Annotated in this window: 16 protein-coding genes and 1 pseudogene; 8 read left to right on the top strand and 9 right to left on the bottom strand. The window is 47.4% G+C overall.

Going from position 1 to position 18984, the window contains the following annotated elements; all coding sequences use genetic code 11:
* The first annotated feature begins 79 nt into the window (after positions 1-79).
* From addB to hlpB, 5 genes are all read left to right on the top strand, one after another.
* Positions 80-3580 carry a helicase-exonuclease AddAB subunit AddB gene (gene addB, locus SB658_RS09590; RefSeq protein WP_144500819.1) on the top strand — a complete coding sequence of 1167 codons (3501 nt, stop codon included), beginning with the start codon at positions 80-82 and terminating at the stop codon, positions 3578-3580.
* Complete coding sequence (gene addA, locus SB658_RS09585; RefSeq protein ID WP_003233100.1) at positions 3567-7265, top strand: helicase-exonuclease AddAB subunit AddA; 3699 nt, start codon at positions 3567-3569, stop codon at positions 7263-7265. Before addB ends, addA begins: the two co-directional genes overlap by 14 nt.
* A gap of 71 nt (positions 7266-7336) precedes the next feature.
* Positions 7337-8512, top strand: a complete 1176-nt coding sequence (gene sbcD, locus SB658_RS09580) for an exonuclease subunit SbcD (protein WP_003233099.1) — start codon at positions 7337-7339, stop codon at positions 8510-8512.
* On the top strand, positions 8509-11901 hold the full coding sequence (gene sbcC / locus SB658_RS09575; protein ID WP_003233098.1) for an exonuclease subunit SbcC: 3393 nt from the start codon (positions 8509-8511) through the stop codon (positions 11899-11901). The genes sbcD and sbcC overlap by 4 nt, the downstream gene beginning before the upstream one ends.
* A 13-nt stretch (positions 11902-11914) precedes the next feature.
* Positions 11915-12217 carry an HNH nuclease-like protein HlpB gene (hlpB, locus tag SB658_RS09570; protein ID WP_003233097.1) on the top strand — a complete coding sequence of 101 codons (303 nt, stop codon included), beginning with the start codon at positions 11915-11917 and terminating at the stop codon, positions 12215-12217.
* 36 nt (positions 12218-12253) lie between these two features.
* Here hlpB and SB658_RS09565 read toward each other — a convergent pair whose 3' ends face one another.
* From SB658_RS09565 to SB658_RS09530, 8 genes are all read right to left on the bottom strand, one after another.
* A complete protein-coding gene (locus tag SB658_RS09565) occupies positions 12254-12472 on the bottom strand; it encodes a spore germination protein (RefSeq protein ID WP_003233096.1) in 219 nt (72 codons plus the stop codon).
* Positions 12473-12503: 31 nt separating this feature from the next.
* The gene (locus SB658_RS09560; protein ID WP_010886467.1) at positions 12504-12905 is read right to left on the bottom strand and encodes a spore germination protein GerPE; all 402 of its coding nucleotides are present in this window, start codon (positions 12903-12905) and stop codon (positions 12504-12506) included.
* Positions 12905-13081 (bottom strand): spore germination protein GerPD, encoded by a 177-nt coding sequence (gene gerPD, locus SB658_RS09555; RefSeq protein ID WP_003233093.1) that lies wholly within the window; start codon positions 13079-13081, stop codon positions 12905-12907. Before gerPD ends, SB658_RS09560 begins: the two co-directional genes overlap by 1 nt.
* On the bottom strand, positions 13078-13695 hold the full coding sequence (gene gerPC, locus SB658_RS09550; protein WP_015252404.1) for a spore germination protein GerPC: 618 nt from the start codon (positions 13693-13695) through the stop codon (positions 13078-13080). The genes gerPD and gerPC overlap by 4 nt, the downstream gene beginning before the upstream one ends.
* A gap of 22 nt (positions 13696-13717) precedes the next feature.
* Positions 13718-13951 (bottom strand): spore germination protein GerPB, encoded by a 234-nt coding sequence (gene gerPB / locus SB658_RS09545; RefSeq protein WP_003233090.1) that lies wholly within the window; start codon positions 13949-13951, stop codon positions 13718-13720.
* A 14-nt stretch (positions 13952-13965) separates the two neighbouring features.
* On the bottom strand, positions 13966-14187 hold the full coding sequence (locus tag SB658_RS09540) for a spore germination protein (protein WP_003233088.1): 222 nt from the start codon (positions 14185-14187) through the stop codon (positions 13966-13968).
* A gap of 422 nt (positions 14188-14609) precedes the next feature.
* A complete protein-coding gene (yisI, locus tag SB658_RS09535) occupies positions 14610-14780 on the bottom strand; it encodes an aspartyl-phosphate phosphatase YisI (RefSeq protein ID WP_003233086.1) in 171 nt (56 codons plus the stop codon).
* A 145-nt stretch (positions 14781-14925) separates the two neighbouring features.
* The gene (locus tag SB658_RS09530) at positions 14926-15849 is read right to left on the bottom strand and encodes a CotH kinase family protein (protein WP_029726290.1); all 924 of its coding nucleotides are present in this window, start codon (positions 15847-15849) and stop codon (positions 14926-14928) included.
* 154 nt (positions 15850-16003) lie between these two features.
* On the opposite strand from SB658_RS09530, the gene SB658_RS09525 reads away from it, so the two are divergent.
* The 3 genes and pseudogenes from SB658_RS09525 to wprA all read left to right on the top strand — a co-directional run.
* Entirely contained in the window at positions 16004-16909 is a 906-nt protein-coding gene (locus tag SB658_RS09525) for a fumarylacetoacetate hydrolase family protein (RefSeq protein WP_003233084.1), read from the top strand.
* A gap of 115 nt (positions 16910-17024) precedes the next feature.
* Positions 17025-17381 (top strand): YisL family protein, encoded by a 357-nt coding sequence (locus tag SB658_RS09520; RefSeq protein ID WP_003244937.1) that lies wholly within the window; start codon positions 17025-17027, stop codon positions 17379-17381.
* Positions 17382-17506: 125 nt separating this feature from the next.
* Positions 17507-18322, top strand: a pseudogene (gene wprA / locus SB658_RS09515) (cell wall-associated protease WprA); the annotation flags it as partial.
* 30 nt (positions 18323-18352) lie between these two features.
* Here the strand turns inward: wprA and SB658_RS09510 are convergent.
* Positions 18353-18934, bottom strand: coding sequence for a DUF2777 domain-containing protein (locus SB658_RS09510; RefSeq protein WP_082201000.1), 582 nt, complete (start codon positions 18932-18934; stop codon positions 18353-18355).
* Positions 18935-18984 lie beyond the last annotated feature (50 nt).

The following is an 18984-nucleotide window of genomic DNA, read 5'->3' as shown; positions in this document are numbered from 1 at the left end:
TTTACCAATAGATCAGATTGGTCATTTTCGTCAACATTCGATAAAATATAGAGAGATAAAAAGAGAGGGGTCTTCTAATTTGGGAGCAGAGTTTTTAGTAGGCAGGTCCGGGAGTGGAAAAACGAAGCTGATCATCAACAGCATTCAGGATGAATTGCGCCGGGCTCCATTCGGGAAGCCGATCATTTTTCTAGTCCCGGATCAAATGACGTTTTTAATGGAATACGAGCTTGCTAAAACGCCAGATATGGGCGGGATGATACGCGCTCAAGTGTTCAGTTTTTCACGATTGGCCTGGCGCGTCCTCCAGCATACGGGAGGAATGAGCAGGCCGTTTCTGACGAGCACCGGCGTACAAATGCTCCTGCGGAAGCTCATTGAGGAGCATAAACAGGAGTTCAAAGTCTATCAAAAAGCGAGTGACAAAAGCGGGTTTACCGCACAGGTTGAGCGGATGCTGACAGAGTTTAAGCGCTATTGTCTGGAACCGGAGGATATCCGCCGGATGGCGGAAAGCGGAACGGCTTCCGAGTATCGCGGAGAACGTGTTTTATCTGAAAAGCTCCATGACTTATCAATTCTGTATCAGCAAATGGAAAAAAGCCTCGCAGATCAATATCTTCACTCTGAGGATTATTTGACATTGCTGGCAGAGCATACCCCGCTTGCGGAAGATATAAAAGGCGCCCATATCTATGTGGATGGCTTTTATCAGTTTACCCCGCAGGAATTCAGGGTGTTGGAGCAGCTTATGGTTCATGCGGAGCATATCACGTTTTCGCTCACAGCGGACAAGCCGTCATATGAGCGGGAGCCGCATGAACTGGAATTGTTCAGAATGACGGGGAAAACCTATTACCGCCTGCATCAGAAGGCGAAGGAACTGAATTTGGACATTACGTATAAAGAGCTGAGCGGGACTGAGCGGCATACAAAGACGCCGGAATTGGCGCATCTAGAGGCACAGTATGAAGCGCGTCCGGCCATTCCATACGCAGAAAAACAAGAAGCCCTTACTGTGATGCAGGCCGCAAACAGACGAGCTGAGCTGGAAGGCATTGCTCGGGAAATTCACGCCCTAGTCAGAGAGAAGGGATATCGCTATAAGGATGTAGCAATTCTTGCGCGCCAGCCGGAAGACTACAAGGATATGGTGAAGGAAGTTTTCGCAGATTACGAGATTCCTTATTTCATTGACGGAAAAGCATCTATGCTGAACCATCCGTTAATTGAATTTATCCGGTCGAGCCTTGATGTTCTGAAAGGGAATTGGCGTTATGAAGCGGTGTTTCGCTGCGTGAAAACCGAACTGCTATTCCCGCTCAATGAACCGAAGGCCAAAGTGAGAGAACAGGTCGATCAGCTCGAAAATTACTGTATCGCCTATGGTATTAAAGGCGACCGCTGGACAAAGGGCGATCGGTTCCAATACAGGCGTTTTGTGTCATTGGATGATGATTTTGCGCAGACTGATCAGGAAATCGAAATGGAAAACATGTTGAATGACACCCGCGATTGGATTGTTCCGCCGCTTTTTCAGCTTCAAAAACGCATGAAAAAAGCGAAGACGGTTCAAGAGAAGGCGGAGGCGCTCTATCGTTATTTAGAAGAGACGGATGTGCCGCTGAAGCTGGATCAGGAAAGGCAGCGTGCTGAGGATGACGGCAGAATTATTGAAGCGCAGCAACATCAGCAGGCGTGGGACGCAGTCATTCAGCTGCTTGAGGAGTTTGTTGAAATGATGGGAGATGATGAGATTTCTCTTGATTTGTTTCAGCAAATGATAGAAGCCGGCGCGGAGTCGCTTACATTTTCTCTAATTCCGCCTGCGCTTGACCAGGTGTTTGTCGGCAATATGGATTTGTCCAGAATGTATGGCACCTCCTGCACCTTTGTGCTCGGGGCAAACGACGGCGTTCTGCCGGCACGCCCTGATGAAAACGGGGTCCTGTCGGATGACGACCGGGAATGGCTGAAAACGATTGGGGTTGAGCTATCCTCAGGCGGACGAGAGCGTTTGCTTGATGAGCACTTCCTCATCTACATGGCGTTTTCAAGTCCGTCTGACCGGCTTTACGTATCGTATCCGATTGCTGATGCAGAAGGAAAAACGCTTTTGCCGTCGATGATCGTTAAGCGGCTGGAAGAACTGTTTCCGCATCATAAGGAGCGCCTGTTAACAAATGAACCTGAACAGGTCAGCGATGAGGAACAGCTGATGTATGTCGTGAATAAAAGCGTGGCACAGTCCTTTACCGCGAGCCAGCTCAGGTTATGGACACGGGAATACGACATCAGCGACGTCTGGTGGAGCACGTACAATGTGCTGATGAGTGAGCCGGACAGGCTGCAGTCGAAAAAGCTGTTCTCAAGCCTGTTTTTCCGGAATGAAGTGAAGCAGCTTGAACGCAGCGTGTCGAGACAGCTCTATGGTGAACGCATTCAGGGCAGTGTATCGAGAATGGAAACCTTTAACGCATGCCCGTTTTCCCATTTTGCGTCACACGGGCTGCATTTGAAGGAACGGCAATTCTTCAAGCTTGAAGCACCGGATATCGGCCAGCTGTTTCATTCCAGCTTAAAGCTGATTTCTGATAGGCTGCGTGAGCAAAAGCTGGATTGGCGCGATTTAACGAAGGAGCAGTGCGAGCTGTTTTCCTATGATGCGGTAGAGCGGCTGGCACCGAAACTGCAAAAGGAAATTCTGCTCAGCTCAAACCGGCATTATTATGTGAAGGAAAAACTGCAAAAAATTGTGACACGTGTGTCCGGCATTTTAAGCGAGCATGCGAAAGCGAGCGGATTCGTACCGATCGGGCTTGAACTGGGCTTTGGAGGAAAAGGGCCGCTTCCGCCGCTGACCTTTCAACTGAAAAACGGCTGTACGATGGAACTCGTCGGGCGAATTGACCGTGTTGATAAGGCTGAAAGCTCAAAAGGCCTGCTCCTCAGGATTGTCGATTATAAATCAAGCGACAAAGGCCTTGACTTAGCGGAAGTATATTACGGATTGGCACTGCAAATGCTGACGTACCTTGATTTATCGATTACACATTCAGCTGACTGGCTCGGGATGAGGGCGACGCCTGCCGGAGTGCTGTATTTCCATATTCATGACCCGATGATTCAATCTAATCTCCCGCTTGGGCTTGACGAGATTGAACAGGAGATCTTTAAGAAATTTAAAATGAAGGGCTTGCTCCTCGGTGATCAGGAAGTGGTTCGCCTCATGGATACAACCCTTCAAGAGGGACGTTCAAATATCATAAACGCCGGCTTGAAAAAAGACGGCTCTCTCAGATCAGACTCAGCAGCAGTCGGTGAAAAGGAATTTGATCTTTTGACAAAGCATGTGCGCCGCACCTTCCAAGAAGCGGGCGAACAAATCACCGACGGGCGCGTATCCATTGAGCCGTACAAAATGAAGAACAAGACGCCGTGCACATACTGTGCGTTCAAATCAGTATGCCAATTTGATGAATCACTGGAAGAAAACGAGTATCGCCCATTAAAGGCTGAAAAGGACAAGACAATACTTGAGTGGATAAAAAAGGAGGCGGATGGCAATGAACATTCCTAAACCGGCAGACAGCACATGGACAGATGACCAATGGAATGCCATTGTTTCAACCGGCCAGGATATTCTTGTGGCAGCGGCTGCGGGCTCTGGTAAAACCGCTGTGCTCGTTGAACGAATGATTCGGAAAATCACCGCGGAGGAAAACCCAATAGATGTAGACCGTCTTCTCGTTGTGACATTTACAAACGCCTCAGCGGCAGAGATGAAGCACCGAATCGCAGAAGCCTTGGAAAAAGAGCTTGTACAGCGCCCCGGCTCGCTGCATATTAGACGCCAGCTGTCTCTTTTAAACCGGGCCAGCATTTCGACGCTCCATTCCTTTTGCCTGCAAGTGCTGAAGAAATATTACTACTTGATCGATCTTGATCCGGGCTTTCGGATAGCTGATCAGACGGAAGGCGAGCTGATCGGGGATGAAGTGCTTGACGAGCTGTTTGAAGACGAATACGCAAAGGGCGAAAAGGCGTTTTTTGAGCTTGTTGACCGCTATACGACAGACCGGCATGATCTGGATCTGCAATTTCTCGTTAAACAGGTGTACGAGTATTCCCGATCCCATCCCAACCCGGAGGCGTGGCTGGAAAGCTTTGTTCATTTGTATGATGTATCAGAAAAGAGCGCCATCGAGGAGCTGCCGTTTTATCAATATGTCAAAGAAGATATTGCAATGGTGCTTAACGGGGCGAAGGAAAAGCTCTTGCGCGCGCTTGAGCTGACGAAAGCGCCGGGCGGCCCGGCGCCGCGTGCTGACAATTTTCTTGATGATCTTGCTCAGATTGATGAACTGATTCAGCATCAGGACGATTTCAGTGAACTATATAAGCGGGTGCCCGCCGTCTCTTTTAAGCGTGCCAAAGCAGTAAAAGGGGATGAGTTCGATCCAGCGCTCCTTGATGAGGCGACAGATTTGAGGAACGGCGCAAAAAAACTGCTTGAAAAGCTCAAAACCGACTACTTCACGCGAAGTCCTGAACAGCACTTGAAAAGCCTAGCCGAGATGAAGCCTGTCATTGAAACGCTCGTACAGCTTGTCATCAGCTATGGAAAACGATTCGAAGCTGCGAAACAGGAAAAATCAATCATCGATTTTTCGGATTTGGAGCATTACTGTTTAGCGATTTTGACAGCTGAGAATGACAAAGGTGAACGTGAGCCGAGCGAGGCTGCAAGGTTTTATCAGGAACAGTTTCATGAGGTGCTCGTTGACGAATATCAGGATACCAACCTCGTGCAGGAATCGATTCTGCAGCTCGTCACAAGCGGTCCGGAGGAGACTGGTAACCTGTTTATGGTAGGAGATGTCAAACAGTCGATTTATCGATTCAGGCTTGCGGAGCCGCTTCTTTTCCTCTCTAAATACAAACGGTTTACAGAGAGCGGAGAAGGCACGGGGCGGAAAATCGATTTAAATAAAAATTTCCGAAGCCGGGCTGATATTTTAGACAGCACAAACTTTTTATTTAAACAGCTGATGGGCGGCAAAATCGGTGAGGTCGATTATGACGAGCAGGCTGAGCTGAAGCTTGGTGCAGCGTATCCGGACAATGACGAGACGGAAACAGAGCTGCTGCTGATCGACAACGCAGAAGATACGGATGCAAGCGAGGAAGCAGAAGAGCTTGAAACGGTGCAGTTTGAGGCAAAAGCCATCGCTAAGGAAATTCGTAAGCTGATTTCATCGCCGTTTAAGGTGTATGACGGAAAAAAGAAAACACATCGCAATATTCAATACCGAGATATCGTGATTTTGCTCCGTTCGATGCCGTGGGCTCCGCAAATCATGGAGGAGCTGAGAGCACAGGGCATACCGGTTTACGCCAATTTAACGTCAGGCTATTTCGAAGCGGTCGAAGTCGCCGTCGCGCTTTCTGTGCTGAAGGTGATTGATAATCCGTATCAGGATATACCGCTTGCCTCTGTGCTGCGCTCACCGATTGTCGGAGCAGATGAAAACGAGCTGTCTTTGATCCGGCTTGAAAATAAAAAAGCGCCGTACTATGAGGCGATGAAAGACTACCTGGCTGCTGGTGACCGGAGCGATGAGCTTTATCAAAAGTTAAATACGTTTTACGGACATCTGCAAAAATGGCGCGCGTTTTCGAAAAACCACTCAGTATCTGAGCTGATTTGGGAAGTGTACCGCGACACCAAATATATGGATTATGTCGGCGGCATGCCGGGCGGAAAACAGCGCCAGGCCAATTTGCGTGTTCTTTATGACAGGGCGCGTCAATATGAATCAACGGCATTTCGCGGCTTGTTCCGTTTCCTGCGGTTTATCGAACGCATGCAGGAGCGGGGCGATGATCTTGGTACGGCGAGAGCGCTCAGCGAGCAGGAGGATGTTGTCCGCTTAATGACGATCCACAGCAGCAAAGGGCTCGAATTTCCAGTCGTGTTTGTAGCAGGTCTCGGCCGGAATTTCAACATGATGGATTTGAACAAATCGTACCTGCTGGATAAGGAGCTCGGATTTGGCACGAAGTATATTCATCCGCAATTACGCATCAGCTATCCGACACTTCCGCTCATTGCGATGAAGAAAAAAATGCGCAGGGAGCTGCTGTCAGAGGAATTGCGTGTGCTCTATGTTGCATTAACGAGAGCGAAGGAAAAGCTGTTTCTGATTGGCTCATGTAAGGATCATCAGAAACAGCTTGCAAAATGGCAGGCATCCGCGTCCCAAACTGATTGGCTTCTGCCGGAATTTGACCGCTATCAGGCGAGAACGTATCTAGATTTCATTGGGCCGGCTCTTGCCAGGCACAGAGACTTGGGGGATTTGGCTGGTGTGCCAGCACACGCTGACATCTCAGGTCACCCGGCTCGTTTTGCCGTTCAAATGATCCATTCCTATGATTTGCTTGATGATGATCTGGAAGAAAGAATGGAAGAAAAAAGCGAGCGCCTAGAAGCGATCCGCCGAGGTGAACCAGTTCCCGGCTCGTTTGCGTTTGATGAAAAAGCCCGCGAGCAGCTGAGCTGGACCTACCCGCATCAAGAAGTGACGCAAATTCGGACAAAGCAATCAGTTTCTGAGATCAAGAGAAAAAGAGAGTACGAGGATGAATACAGCGGCAGGGCCCCTGTAAAACCGGCTGATGGAAGCATTCTGTACAGACGTCCCGCTTTTATGATGAAAAAAGGCCTGACAGCGGCAGAGAAAGGGACTGCCATGCATACGGTTATGCAGCATATCCCGCTGTCACATGTGCCGTCGATAGAAGAAGCTGAGCAGACGGTTCACAGGCTTTATGAAAAAGAGCTTCTCACTGAAGAACAAAAAGACGCTATTGATATAGAAGAAATCGTGCAATTTTTCCATACAGAAATCGGCGGACAGCTGATCGGTGCTAAGTGGAAGGACCGGGAAATACCATTCAGCTTAGCGCTTCCGGCCAAGGAGATCTATCCTGATGCACACGAGGCAGATGAGCCGCTTTTAGTGCAGGGTATTATTGACTGTCTCTATGAAACTGAGGACGGATTATATCTATTGGATTATAAGTCGGACCGGATTGAGGGCAAATTCCAGCATGGATTTGAAGGAGCGGCCCCGATCTTGAAGAAACGATATGAAACGCAAATTCAGCTGTACACGAAGGCAGTGGAGCAAATTGCAAAAACAAAGGTAAAGGGATGTGCGCTTTATTTCTTTGACGGAGGGCACATTCTGACATTATAGCGAGATCCATAAGCTCCGGAATTTCAGGCGGAGCGGGTCTCGTTTTCTATATAAAAGAGAGGTGAAAGCATTTGCGGATTTTACATACGGCTGACTGGCATCTTGGAAAAACGCTTGAAGGAAGAAGCAGGCTGAGTGAACAGGCCGATGTGCTGGATGAACTGAATACGATTGTAAAGGATGAGCAGATCGATGCCATTGTAATGGCGGGGGATGCATTTGACACCGTAAACCCGCCAGCTTTAGCCGAGCAGCTGTTTTATGAAAGCCTGTCTGCGCTTAGCGACAGAGGAAAGCGCCCGATCGTCGTCATTGCCGGAAATCACGATAATCCTGACCGTTTGTCCGCCGCTTCACCGCTGACACATGAAAACGGCATTCATTTAATCGGTTATCCGACAACAGAGCCGATTCATATTGAAGTGCCTTCAGCAGGAGAGCTTTTGGCGGTTGGAGCGCTGGCGTACCCATCTGAAGCGCGGTTAAATGAAGTGCTATCCGATACGTTTGATGAAAAGCTGCTCCGTGATCACTATGATGTGAAAATCAGGCAGGCGTTTGAGCATATGACAAGCCGGTTCCGGACCGATGCAGTGAAGATTGCCGCCAGCCATATTTATGTGGCAGGCGGAAACCAAACCGATTCAGAGCGGCCGATTGAAGTCGGCGGTGCATACACGGTGGCTGCTGAAAGCCTGCCGGCAGATGCCGCTTACGTTGCGCTCGGCCATTTGCATCGCCCGCAAACGATCAAGCGGGCGCGGACGCTTGCGCGTTATTCAGGATCTCCGCTCGCCTACAGCTTTTCTGAAGCGGGCTACGCTAAATCAGTGACGATTGTGGACGCAAAGCCTGGGGAAGAGGCCACTTGGCAAGAGGTGTTATTATCAAGCGGCAAGCCACTTGTGAAGTGGAAAGCGGCAAATGGATTAAGTGAGGTGTACAGCTGGCTGGATGAAGGCAGAGATCAGAATGCTTGGATTGACTTGGAAATCCGTGTCGCGGACCAGCTGTCACTTGAAGAGATTCACAGGCTGCGGAAGGCGCACCCGGGCTTTATCCATATCAGGCCGGTTTTTGAAGAACAGAACAAAGACCGGGAACGGATCGAGGTTAAACATGTCTCAATCGAGGACCGCTTTAAGAAATTTTATGAAAAACAAACTGGCGGTGCGGTGCCGGATGAAGAAATGGTGAAGCTGTTTTTAGAGCTTGCATCAGGCGTTGAAGAGGAGGATGCGAAATGAAGCCGATCGCCTTAAGCATTAAGGGGCTCCACAGCTTTAGAGAGGAGCAGACGATAGATTTTGAAGGCCTTTCCGGTGCCGGTGTTTTCGGCATTTTCGGCCCGACAGGAAGCGGTAAATCCTCTATACTCGACGCAATGACGCTTGCTTTATACGGAAAGGTGGAACGGGCGGCGAATAATACGCACGGAATCTTAAATCACGCCGAAGATACGCTGTCTGTGTCCTTTACCTTTGCGCTTCAGACGAATCACCAAATCTCATACAAAGTCGAGCGTGTGTTTAAGAGAACGGATGAAATGAAGGTAAAAACGGCACTTTGCCGCTTCATCGAAATCAAGGACGAGCATACGGTGCTGGCTGATAAAGCCAGCGAAGTGAATAAAAGAGTGGAGGAGCTCTTAGGGCTGACGATCGACGATTTTACGAGAGCGGTGGTGCTGCCCCAAGGGAAATTTGCTGAATTTCTGTCTTTAAAAGGGGCAGAGCGCAGGCATATGCTTCAGCGTTTATTTAATTTGGAGCAATATGGAGACAGGCTTGTGAAAAAGCTGAGACGGCAGGCGCAGGAAGCCAATGCGAGAAAAAATGAAATGCTTGCTGAACAGTCCGGTCTCGGTGAGGCGAGCTCAGAGGCAGTGGAGCAGGCTGAAAAGGTTCTCGAACAAGCTGAAGCCCGGCTGGAAGCGATGAGGAAGAACCGTGATCAGGCGAAGGAGCGGTTTACAGAGCATCAGGAGATATGGAATGTCCAAAAGGAAAAATCCACTTATGAAGAAGAGGAAAAACGTCTCGCAGAAGAACAGCCGCATATAGACAGCATGCAAAAACGCCTGCTGGAAGCAGAAACAGCAGCAGCCCTTAAACCCTATGCGGACCGGTACGCAGAAGCGATCCAGCATGAGGAGCAAGCTGAAAAGGAACAAACGCTAGCCCAAAAGGATTTAGCAGACCGGACAGCTTTCTTTCAGCAAAAACATGAAGAGTATGAAGCGTGGCGCCAGCATAAAAGCGAGAAAGAGCCTGAGCTTTTAACAGAGCAGGAACAGCTTTCACGCTTGCAGGAAATCGAAATCAAACTGAGTGAGGCCAAGCAAGAGGAAGAGCGCAAAAAGGCTGACCTCCGGCAGAAAGAAGCGGCTCTTCAATCTGTCATGAATGAATTAGAGGCCGTAACAGACCGCCTGACACGAGGGCAAAACAGACAGACAGAATTGAAACAGCAGCTCAAATCCCTGCAGGTGACATCCGATGAGCGAAAAAGCTGCCAGCAGGCCGCAGAAATGGCATTGCGCATCAGACAAACCGAGGAGCAAATCAAAAAAGAGAAAAAACGAAGTGAAGAATTGAACCTCGTGCTGCAGAAGATGAATGAAGAGAAGAATACACTCGTTCAAAAGACGGAAGCGGAAGAAAACAACATCATTCAGGCATATGAGGCTGTACAAACTGTGTACCATTTGGTGTGCGAAACGGAACGCTCATTAACACATATGACGGAAGAGGCTAGAAAGAGTCAACACACGCTTCACTTACAGCGTGAAAAAGCAAGGGTGGCACTGCTGACAAAAGAGTTAGCCCAAAAGCTGACTGCCGGTAAGCCTTGCCCGGTATGCGGTTCAACCGATCATGATCCATCTGCCTCAGTACATGAAACATATGAAGCCGACAGCCATCTTGAAGAGGACATCAAACGGACAGATGTATTATTGACGGAAGCTGCAGCTCTCAGCCAGGAGATTCTTTCAGCCAAAATTACGCTTGAAGAACAGTCCGCGCGCTTTATTGAACAGTGTCCGTTTTTGCAGACAATTCAAGCACAGAACCTTGAAGCGGCAGCTTCCTTCGAACATCAGCCGGTGTATGAAGCATTTGAAACTGCCAAATTTGAATGGAAACGAATCAAGCAGGACATTCTTTCTGTTAAGACACGAATGGCACAAATGATTGGCGCCTATCAGGAGTCTTTAAAAAAGGCCGAGCAGCTTAATGAAAAAATCGGTTTTGAAAAAAGAGAAGCTGACCGTATTGAAAGCATCATCAGCGAGCTTCAATCCTCAATGGACAGCAGTCTGAATATGTTTAAAGAAGCATTTCAGAATCAATCTGTGGACGAGGCAGAAAAATGGCAGCAAGCCATTGAAGAAAAGGACCGGGCTGCAGAAGAATGTGAAAAACGAATTGAGAAGAGTATCGCGTTTCTTGCTGAGCATGAAGCACAAAAGGAAAAACTGCGGGAATCTGGACACCGGCTTGAACGGGAAAAGCTGGAGCTTCATTATGCGGCTGAACGCATCAAGAGCGTGATAGCTGATTATGAGCACGAACTCGGAGATTATGCAAAAGGAGATTCGATTCAAATCAAACTCCGCTCTGTCCAGCAGGATCTAAAGCTGTTAAAGGAAAAAGAACAATCTTTATATGAAGAACTGCAAAGCGCCCAAATGAAGCTCAACCAAGCGAAAAGCCGCGCTTCGGCAAGCGAGCTCACTCTTCAAGAGGCGAAGGGCAGATTGGAAAAAGCAAAAGCTGCTTGGCTTGAGCATACAAAAAACACCTCCATTACCCGGACTGAGGAGGTTGAACAAAGTCTCATCCCAGCTGATGAACTTGAAAAGATGAAAACCGGCATAGACCAGTTTATGGATAAACTGAAGCAAAATGCTGCAAACTTAAAACGAGTAGCAGAGATACTTGCCGGCAGAGCATTATCAGAGAGCGAATGGAACGAAACCGTTGCAGCATTACAAAAAGCTGAGGACGCATTTGGCGCTGCTATAGAGGAAAAAGGCGCGGCAGCAAAAGCACTGGCTGTCATTCGCGACCATCATAAACGGTTTAATGAAATTGAAGCTGAACTGAAAAAATGGCAGACGCATATCGACAGGCTGGACAAGCTGCAAGCTGTGTTTAAAGGCAATACCTTCGTTGAATTTTTAGCTGAGGAGCAGCTTGAAAGCGTTGCGAGGGACGCCTCAGCAAGACTCAGTATGCTGACAAGACAGCGCTATGCCATCGAAGTAGATTCAGAAGGCGGCTTCGTGATGCGGGATGACGCGAATGGAGGCGTAAGACGCCCGGTTTCCAGTTTGTCTGGAGGAGAGACCTTCCTCACCTCGCTTTCACTTGCTCTTGCGCTGTCTGCTCAGATTCAGCTTCGCGGGGAATACCCGCTGCAGTTCTTTTTCTTAGATGAAGGCTTCGGCACACTGGATCAAGATCTGCTTGATACGGTTGTAACGGCCTTGGAAAAACTTCAGTCAGACAATCTGGCTGTCGGTGTCATCAGCCATGTGCAGGAACTGCGTGCACGGCTTCCGAAAAAGCTGATCGTCCATCCGGCTGAACCGAGCGGCCGCGGTACGCGGGTATCACTTGAGTTGATGTAAGGGAGGAGCGGATATGGCAAAGCAGACTGCCGGAATATGTGAGCTGTGCGGCCGGAGCGATGTCCAGCTGACAGAGCATCATCTCACACCGAAAGAGGAAGGCGGAACGTTTTTGCCGACAGCGATGCTCTGTATTCCTTGTCATAAACAGATTCATGCCTTATATACCAATCAAGAGCTCGCCGTACGTTTAAACGGAATGGCTGAACTCAGAAGCGATCCAGAGCTTGCCCGGTTTGTCAAATGGATCAGAAAACAGCCGCCTGAGAAGCTGATCAAAACAAAGAAATCAAATGAACGAAAAAAGAAAAAATGACTAAAAAGCAGCCCTCTCTTTGCAGAGCGGCTGCTTTTATCCGTTTCCAACCATATCCTGATCGTTGACATCGGGGTCTATATAATTTGTCGCGTTGACTGCATTATTTAATAGAAGGAAATCTCCCGTGTTTCCTGCTCCCGAACCGAGCGCAGATTTTGAAGAGCTTTTCGGAGAAAGGTAAAAGGAATCACCAAAGTTTACGACTCCGCCCGATATGGAATTGATAGCTATAGGCCCGACAATTGCTGGCATAAACGACACCCTTTATCGAAGTCTCTGTTTATTATATGTTCTTGGCGGGCGATTGTGAGCGCGGAGACTGAATCTGTCTGATATGTTTGAGTCTCGCATCACCGCGAATAAGCGAAGCTGATCCGGCATGTAAAACAGAAGAGGCTGAGACCCCTTGAATTTTGATGCTGCGAACATAAATAGCCGGCACCTCGTGGCAAAACGCGCTTTGTACACCTGTTTCGGGGAGCGGCTTCACAGCCTGCTGCTGAAAGATCTGATACTCCTTTTTGTTAAATGAGCCTTCATTATGGTAAAACGTGGACAGAGAACGCTGCACAGCAAATACTTTTACACTCATATCGATTTCATTTGTGTCGCCAACTTGAAACACACTTGCGATCCCGAGGGAATTAAACTTAACTAGTCTGATGCGCGATATGCGTTTAAGCATTATTCTGGCGCAAGCGGAGCAAACGGCCCAATAATAAGAGATTCAGGCGGTGTATCAAAAATAGAAGACAGGTAAATGGATTCAGTGTCTCCGATGTGGAAAACGGAGGAACTGGACACACCGTTCATCCGGATGTCCCCGACTTCTAAGCTGCGGTTGATGACTGTAAAGATCATGCTTGCTCATCTCCTTTCATTTCTGATGGAATATGCTCCAGAAAGTGTTCTACAGCGCGGATGACATCACGCTTCACATGCTCAGCGATATGTTCTGCATATTGTGCAGGCGGTGTATGTTCTTCTTTTTTGATATGGGACATATAATAATGGATTCGGCTGTCCATTTGTTTTCTGATGTCTTCAATAACATGATGTCTGTTTGTATCGTCAAGTCTGCTGTCATATTGGTTTTCAAGCTGTTCCAAAATATCTGGGATTTCCTCGGTTAAGTACATGTCGACATTCTGGCGGATCTGCTGCATGAGCTGAGCGCTCTCTTCCTGCTGCATCATCCCGATTTGCGGTGTCGACTGGCTGACGTCAAAGTTTTGGACGCTGTTCGGGTCAGTCGGATTTAAACCGATGTTCAAAGTCCCGTCGAGCCTTTCGATTTTCAGCTGATCAAATTTATACTCCACACGCTCAATGGTAGTGGCCGGCCGCTGTTTCATCGTATTCATTTCAGTTTGAATCTCTTTCAGCTGACGTTCGAGCTGCTGAATGTGAATCGCCTGCTGCTGAACGAAGGAATTCAAGTTTTGCAGGTAAGAGGAAACAGATTGATCATACATGTTCTTCACCTCTTTCATATGATTAACGGCCAGGAGGCTGGAGCGGGACCAATGAACCTGTGTCGGGCTCCTGCAGCTGGAGCGGTTGCCCTGAGCCAGAAACTTCTGGTGCCGGTTCTACATAGCTTCCTGTATTATACAAATTTGACAGTGACTTGATTGATCCGGCGCTCCCGATTTGCAGAATGGAGGAGTTGCTGATTGATTCCAGCCGGAGATAGTTGATTTGAATGGTTTGATTAATATAGAAGTTCATGAGCCTCACTCCTTTTACGCATTGGCCACGATCGGCTGATCAACCGCATCATTGTCATACACATTCGTCGCGTTTTGATAATTCATCACCTTGAGGCTGTCGCCGGTATTAAAGCTGCCAGCACCGGCAAACGTTCTGACCTGAGCCTGAGGAGAAATCGTAATGCAGTCCCCGATGTGAACGACTCCGCTCGTACCAATCGCATTAATTTTAAACGCTCCGACAATGGCCGGCATACGAGCACATCCTTTGTTGAAAAATTAAAAAAAGACAGGTAAAGTGAAATGACAATTCCGATTTCAATTGGGCTATTCACGATAGCTTATGACAAACGCACATATGTGTGAGAGAAATTTAAAGGGGACATATCGGCTCTTTATGAAAGCGCTTTATTTTTTCGGGCCGTTATGTTTAAACATGGCAAAAGAGGATGTTGGGTATAAATTGAGCGGAAATGCGGCGAAGGATGCCGCTATCCGCCTATGGTGATTTTTGTTTATTTCTTTGGTGTTTTTGCGTGTAGAATGCTTTTTGGAGTATGTCGTGCTGCGGTATTCGATTTTTGGGCGGGCACATTCTCGCCCTGAGGTATATCCCAGAAGTGCTGAGCAAAAAGCGGAGTTACATGTGGTGTATTCTAATTGTTATAGAAAATGATTTACATACGGGAGTTTTCAAGATATCTCCCAAAAATCATTTCTTCTTTAATCCGGGTATTCAGCAGGATATCCAGCTCTTGGCTGCATTGAATCGTTTCTTTTGAATTCATGCCATATTTTTGTGCGGTTTCAATTAGTGTGATCCTCATTTCTTCAATTTTACTGTTCATTACGCTATCTCCAATTCTAGATTTTATTTTGATATAAATACAGGATATCGTTAGTATAACCTATTTTGGCTCAAAAGGTTGCCTTTCGTCAATTTGACTAAAAAAGCGACAATTTTTGCTGCGGCCTTTTTTAATGGAGAAAGGACTAAAGTCTTGCTAAGTGTGCTTGCAAAAAGTCCTGCCGTTCCTCAATTTCTCTAAGTATGTTGGTCTGCTCCTTTTCGATTTGAAAGGGGCTTTTTTTGATAAAAGGATCATCAGCAGCACTTTGACAAATGTCAAGGTGCCATTCGTTGATGAGAGGAGATAATCGTTCAATAGTAAACGACCGCTTCAGCACGTTTTTCATTAAGGTGTGATATTGCGACCTGAAGGCGGGAATGGATAGAAGCCTTGACGAAAGCGTCTTTCCTTTTGTCAGAAGCGGGTCTTCTTCATACCATTCTTGTACGGCAAGCGATCTTGTCTCCATCGGGGAAACGTAAAGCCGACCGGATTCGTTTAAACAAAATGTGTAGTAAAAGCCTTGATTGGTGCAGGCGTTGCCGATCAGCCACAAAAAAAACAGCTTGACATCCAGATACAATTTAATCCTTTCAGCCAATTCGTCATCTCCGGCTGTGCGGATCAGTATGAAAAATTCATGTAAGAATGCCGAGAAATCATTGTTAAAAAGGGACAATGGAACCCTTGGATCGGCCGTCTTCACTCCGTAACTCCTTTTACCGGCTGGCTGATGGTTCTTGATGTTCAAATAAATGCCTTCAGGCTGGCCATTGATGGTCAGAAAGCTGTACGAGGCAACGGGAGCAGGTACGCCGATCTGGTCAAAAAAACAATAGGCGAGTCTGCGCCGCATCAGGGACGGATCATCCTGTTCTGCATTCAAAAAAAGTGTCCTTTCACCAAGCAGAGACTTTTCCCAGCTGATTTCATAGGATGCCTTTTCCGCTCTGTCACGCTGTGTGAGAAGAATGGGAGAAACAGATCGATCTGTTACGAAAAGCCCCTTGGCTGTACCTTTCCTTTTCAGCTGCTCCCGATGAAAAAATAAATGCACGCGCTCCATATTCTTTCCTCCTTCTCAAAACGACATTTGTATGATATGTAGAGCAAGCCCGTCCTGAAACGAAATGAAAACGGAATTGAGAAAAAGGGATTTCAGCATTCGACAGAGAATACATGAAGGAGCATTCTGATTTAAAAGATGATGGAGGAATAACATGAAATTTGCGACAGGGGAACTTTACAACCGAATGTTTGTCGGCCTGATCATTGATGATGAGAAAATTATGGATTTGCAAAAGGCTGAAAAAAAACTGTTTGAACTTGAGACGATTCCGGGATCGCTGATTGAATGTATCGCAGAAGGGGATAAATTCGTTGCGCATGCAAGGCAGCTGGCCGAGTGGGCAAAGAAACCGAATGATGAGCTGGGATCATTTATGTATTCATTATCTGAGGTGAAGCTCCATGCACCCATTCCGAAGCCATCAAAAAATATCATCTGCATCGGCAAAAACTACCGGGATCACGCGATTGAAATGGGAAGCGAGGCTGATATTCCGGAGCATCCGATGGTATTTACAAAATCGCCGGTAACGGTTACGGGGCATGGTGATATCGTAAAGAGCCATGAAGAGGTTACCTCTCAGCTTGATTATGAGGGAGAACTTGCTGTCGTGATCGGAAAAAGCGGGACCCGCATTTCAAAAGAAGATGCATATGACCATGTTTTCGGATATACGATTGTGAATGATATCACGGCGCGTGATCTGCAAAAAAGGCATAAGCAGTTTTTTATCGGAAAAAGCTTGGATACGACATGTCCGATGGGGCCCGTGCTTGTACATAAATCAACGATTCAGGAGCCAGAGCGCCTCAAGGTTGAAACAAGAGTCAACGGCGAGCTGCGCCAATCCGGTTCGGCAAGCGATATGATCTTTTCCATTCCGGAATTAATTGAAACCCTCTCAAAGGGGATGACGCTTGAAGCGGGCGACATTATTGCCACCGGTACGCCGTCTGGTGTCGGCAAGGGGTTTACGCCTCCAAAATTCTTGCGGTCAGGTGATAAAATTGATATTACAATTGATCCGATCGGAACGCTGTCAAACCAAATTGGCTGAATAAAACTGGAGGGCGGACCCGGACCCGCCCGTTTTTTCTGATAATCATCTTTGTGACAGAGGACAAGTTCATGGTACTATAAGTGGGGTAATTTATCTGATAGGGGGAACATATATGACACACCTACATATTACGACATGGGTGGTAGCGCTGATTCTGCTTTTCGTCAGCTACTCGCTGTATTCGTCAGGAAGTGCAAAGGGCGCAAAAATCACTCATATGATTCTGCGGTTATTCTATATCCTTATTATTTTGACAGGAGCTGAGCTGTTTGTCCGTTTCGCCAACTGGAACGGAGAATACGCCGGCAAAATGATTCTGGGCATTATCACCATCGGCCTGATGGAAATGCTCCTCATCCGCAAGAAAAAAGAAAAATCAACAGGAGGCCTGTGGGTCGGCTTCGTCATTGTCCTTTTGCTGACAGTGCTGCTCGGTCTGCATTTGCCAATTGGTTTTCAATTGTTTTAATAGAAAAACCTATGAACCCGGCTCTTTGATAGAGCTGGTTTTTTTTATATTTATCCCCTCATATTCCAAATCATTTAAAATAACCTTAAAATTCCCTGTAAGCGGTATCTCGTCCTATGAAATAAGGTCTGGACATCTCTGCTCCAGGGTCTGATATCCCGAGCTTAGTGCCGAACGGAAATGTCACGTACATGAGCGGAACGTCTATGGCGACGCCGTATGCTGCCGCTGCTGCAGGATTGCTGTTTGCTCAAAATCCTAAGCTGAAAAGAACAGAAGTTGAGGATATGTTGAAAAAGACGGCAGATGATATTTCCTTTGAAAGTGTCGATGGCGGAGAAGAAGAGTTGTATGACGATTATGGCGATCCGATTGAAATTCCGAAGACACCTGGTGTAGACTGGCATTCAGGCTACGGGCGGCTGAATGTCATGAAGGCTGTCAGCGCAGCTGATTTACAGCTTAAGGTCAACAAGCTGGAAAGCACTCAAACAGCTGTCAGAGGAAACGCGAAGGAAGGCACACTTATCGAGGTGATGAACGGCAAAAAGAAACTCGGCAGCGCCAAAGCCGGAAAAGACAATGCGTTCAAGGTCAATATCGCGACTCAAAAACAGGATCAAGTACTGTATGTGAAAGCAACAAAAGGCGATGCGAAAACATCGTATAAAGTTGTCGTCGTCAAAGGAAAACCTTCCGGCACACCGAAAGTAAACGCGGTGAAAACGAAGGATACGGCAGTAAAAGGGAAGGCAAACAGCAAAGCGATGATCAGAGTGAAAAACAAATCAAAGAAAGTCATTGCTTCTGCCAAAGCTGACGCAAAAGGAACGTTTTCGGTGAAAATCAAAAAACAAAAAGCCGGAACGGTGCTGTACGTCACGGCTGCGGATACAGATAAAAAAGAAAGCAAGGAAGCAAAAGTGGTTGTTGAAAAGTAACCAAAAAGCGGTGCTCGATGCACCGCTTTTTTATTTGCGCCCCCGTTGGACTGCTGAATACATAATGGATCGCTTTCCGTTTGAAGCCGTCCATTCAAAACGGTCTCCTGTCCCTTCGCTGCTGTAGTGATGCTGCATCGCGCATTGTGCGGTGTCATTTGAAAAGTGATAAAAGGACACACCCTGCCCCGCCGAAGTATCCGAAAAGACTCCTTTATTATAAGAAAAGACGCAATCGAATACCGATAAGCCGAAGCTGTGCAAGTGCTGCAGAAATGCGAGAAAGGTTTCGTCGTCAAGCGAATCCAAAAGCGCCATGAGAGGCCGCTTGACTGATTTCTCATAGCGGATGCGTTCTCCGCCGGAAAGGGAGATGTTTTCTGCACCGCATGCCAAAACCAACTTGTCCTGAAAGCCGGCTTGCTCCCACTTTCCTTTATGATGGACCCAGATTGGGCTGTGTTGGAGACTGTCCGCCAGCAGTATATCGCCTTCACCGTTTTCGATTAAGCAGATGCCGTCTTCAATGAGGATGGTGCCGTATTCCCACTTTCGTTCCTCTGTATATAACAATTGTTTCCGTTTCATCCATGCTGTCTCCTTTTTCTTCATTCCTCTCTTTTCTTTCCAATTCAAGCCTGTCCCATACAACTCTTTTATGG

Origin of the sequence: Bacillus sp. SIMBA_008 (genome assembly GCF_046535495.1) — a bacterium.
GTDB classification, from domain to species: domain Bacteria; phylum Bacillota; class Bacilli; order Bacillales; family Bacillaceae; genus Bacillus; species Bacillus subtilis.
The sequence above is the reverse complement of the archived record's forward strand: the minus strand, read 5'-3'. Positions and strand labels throughout refer to the sequence as shown.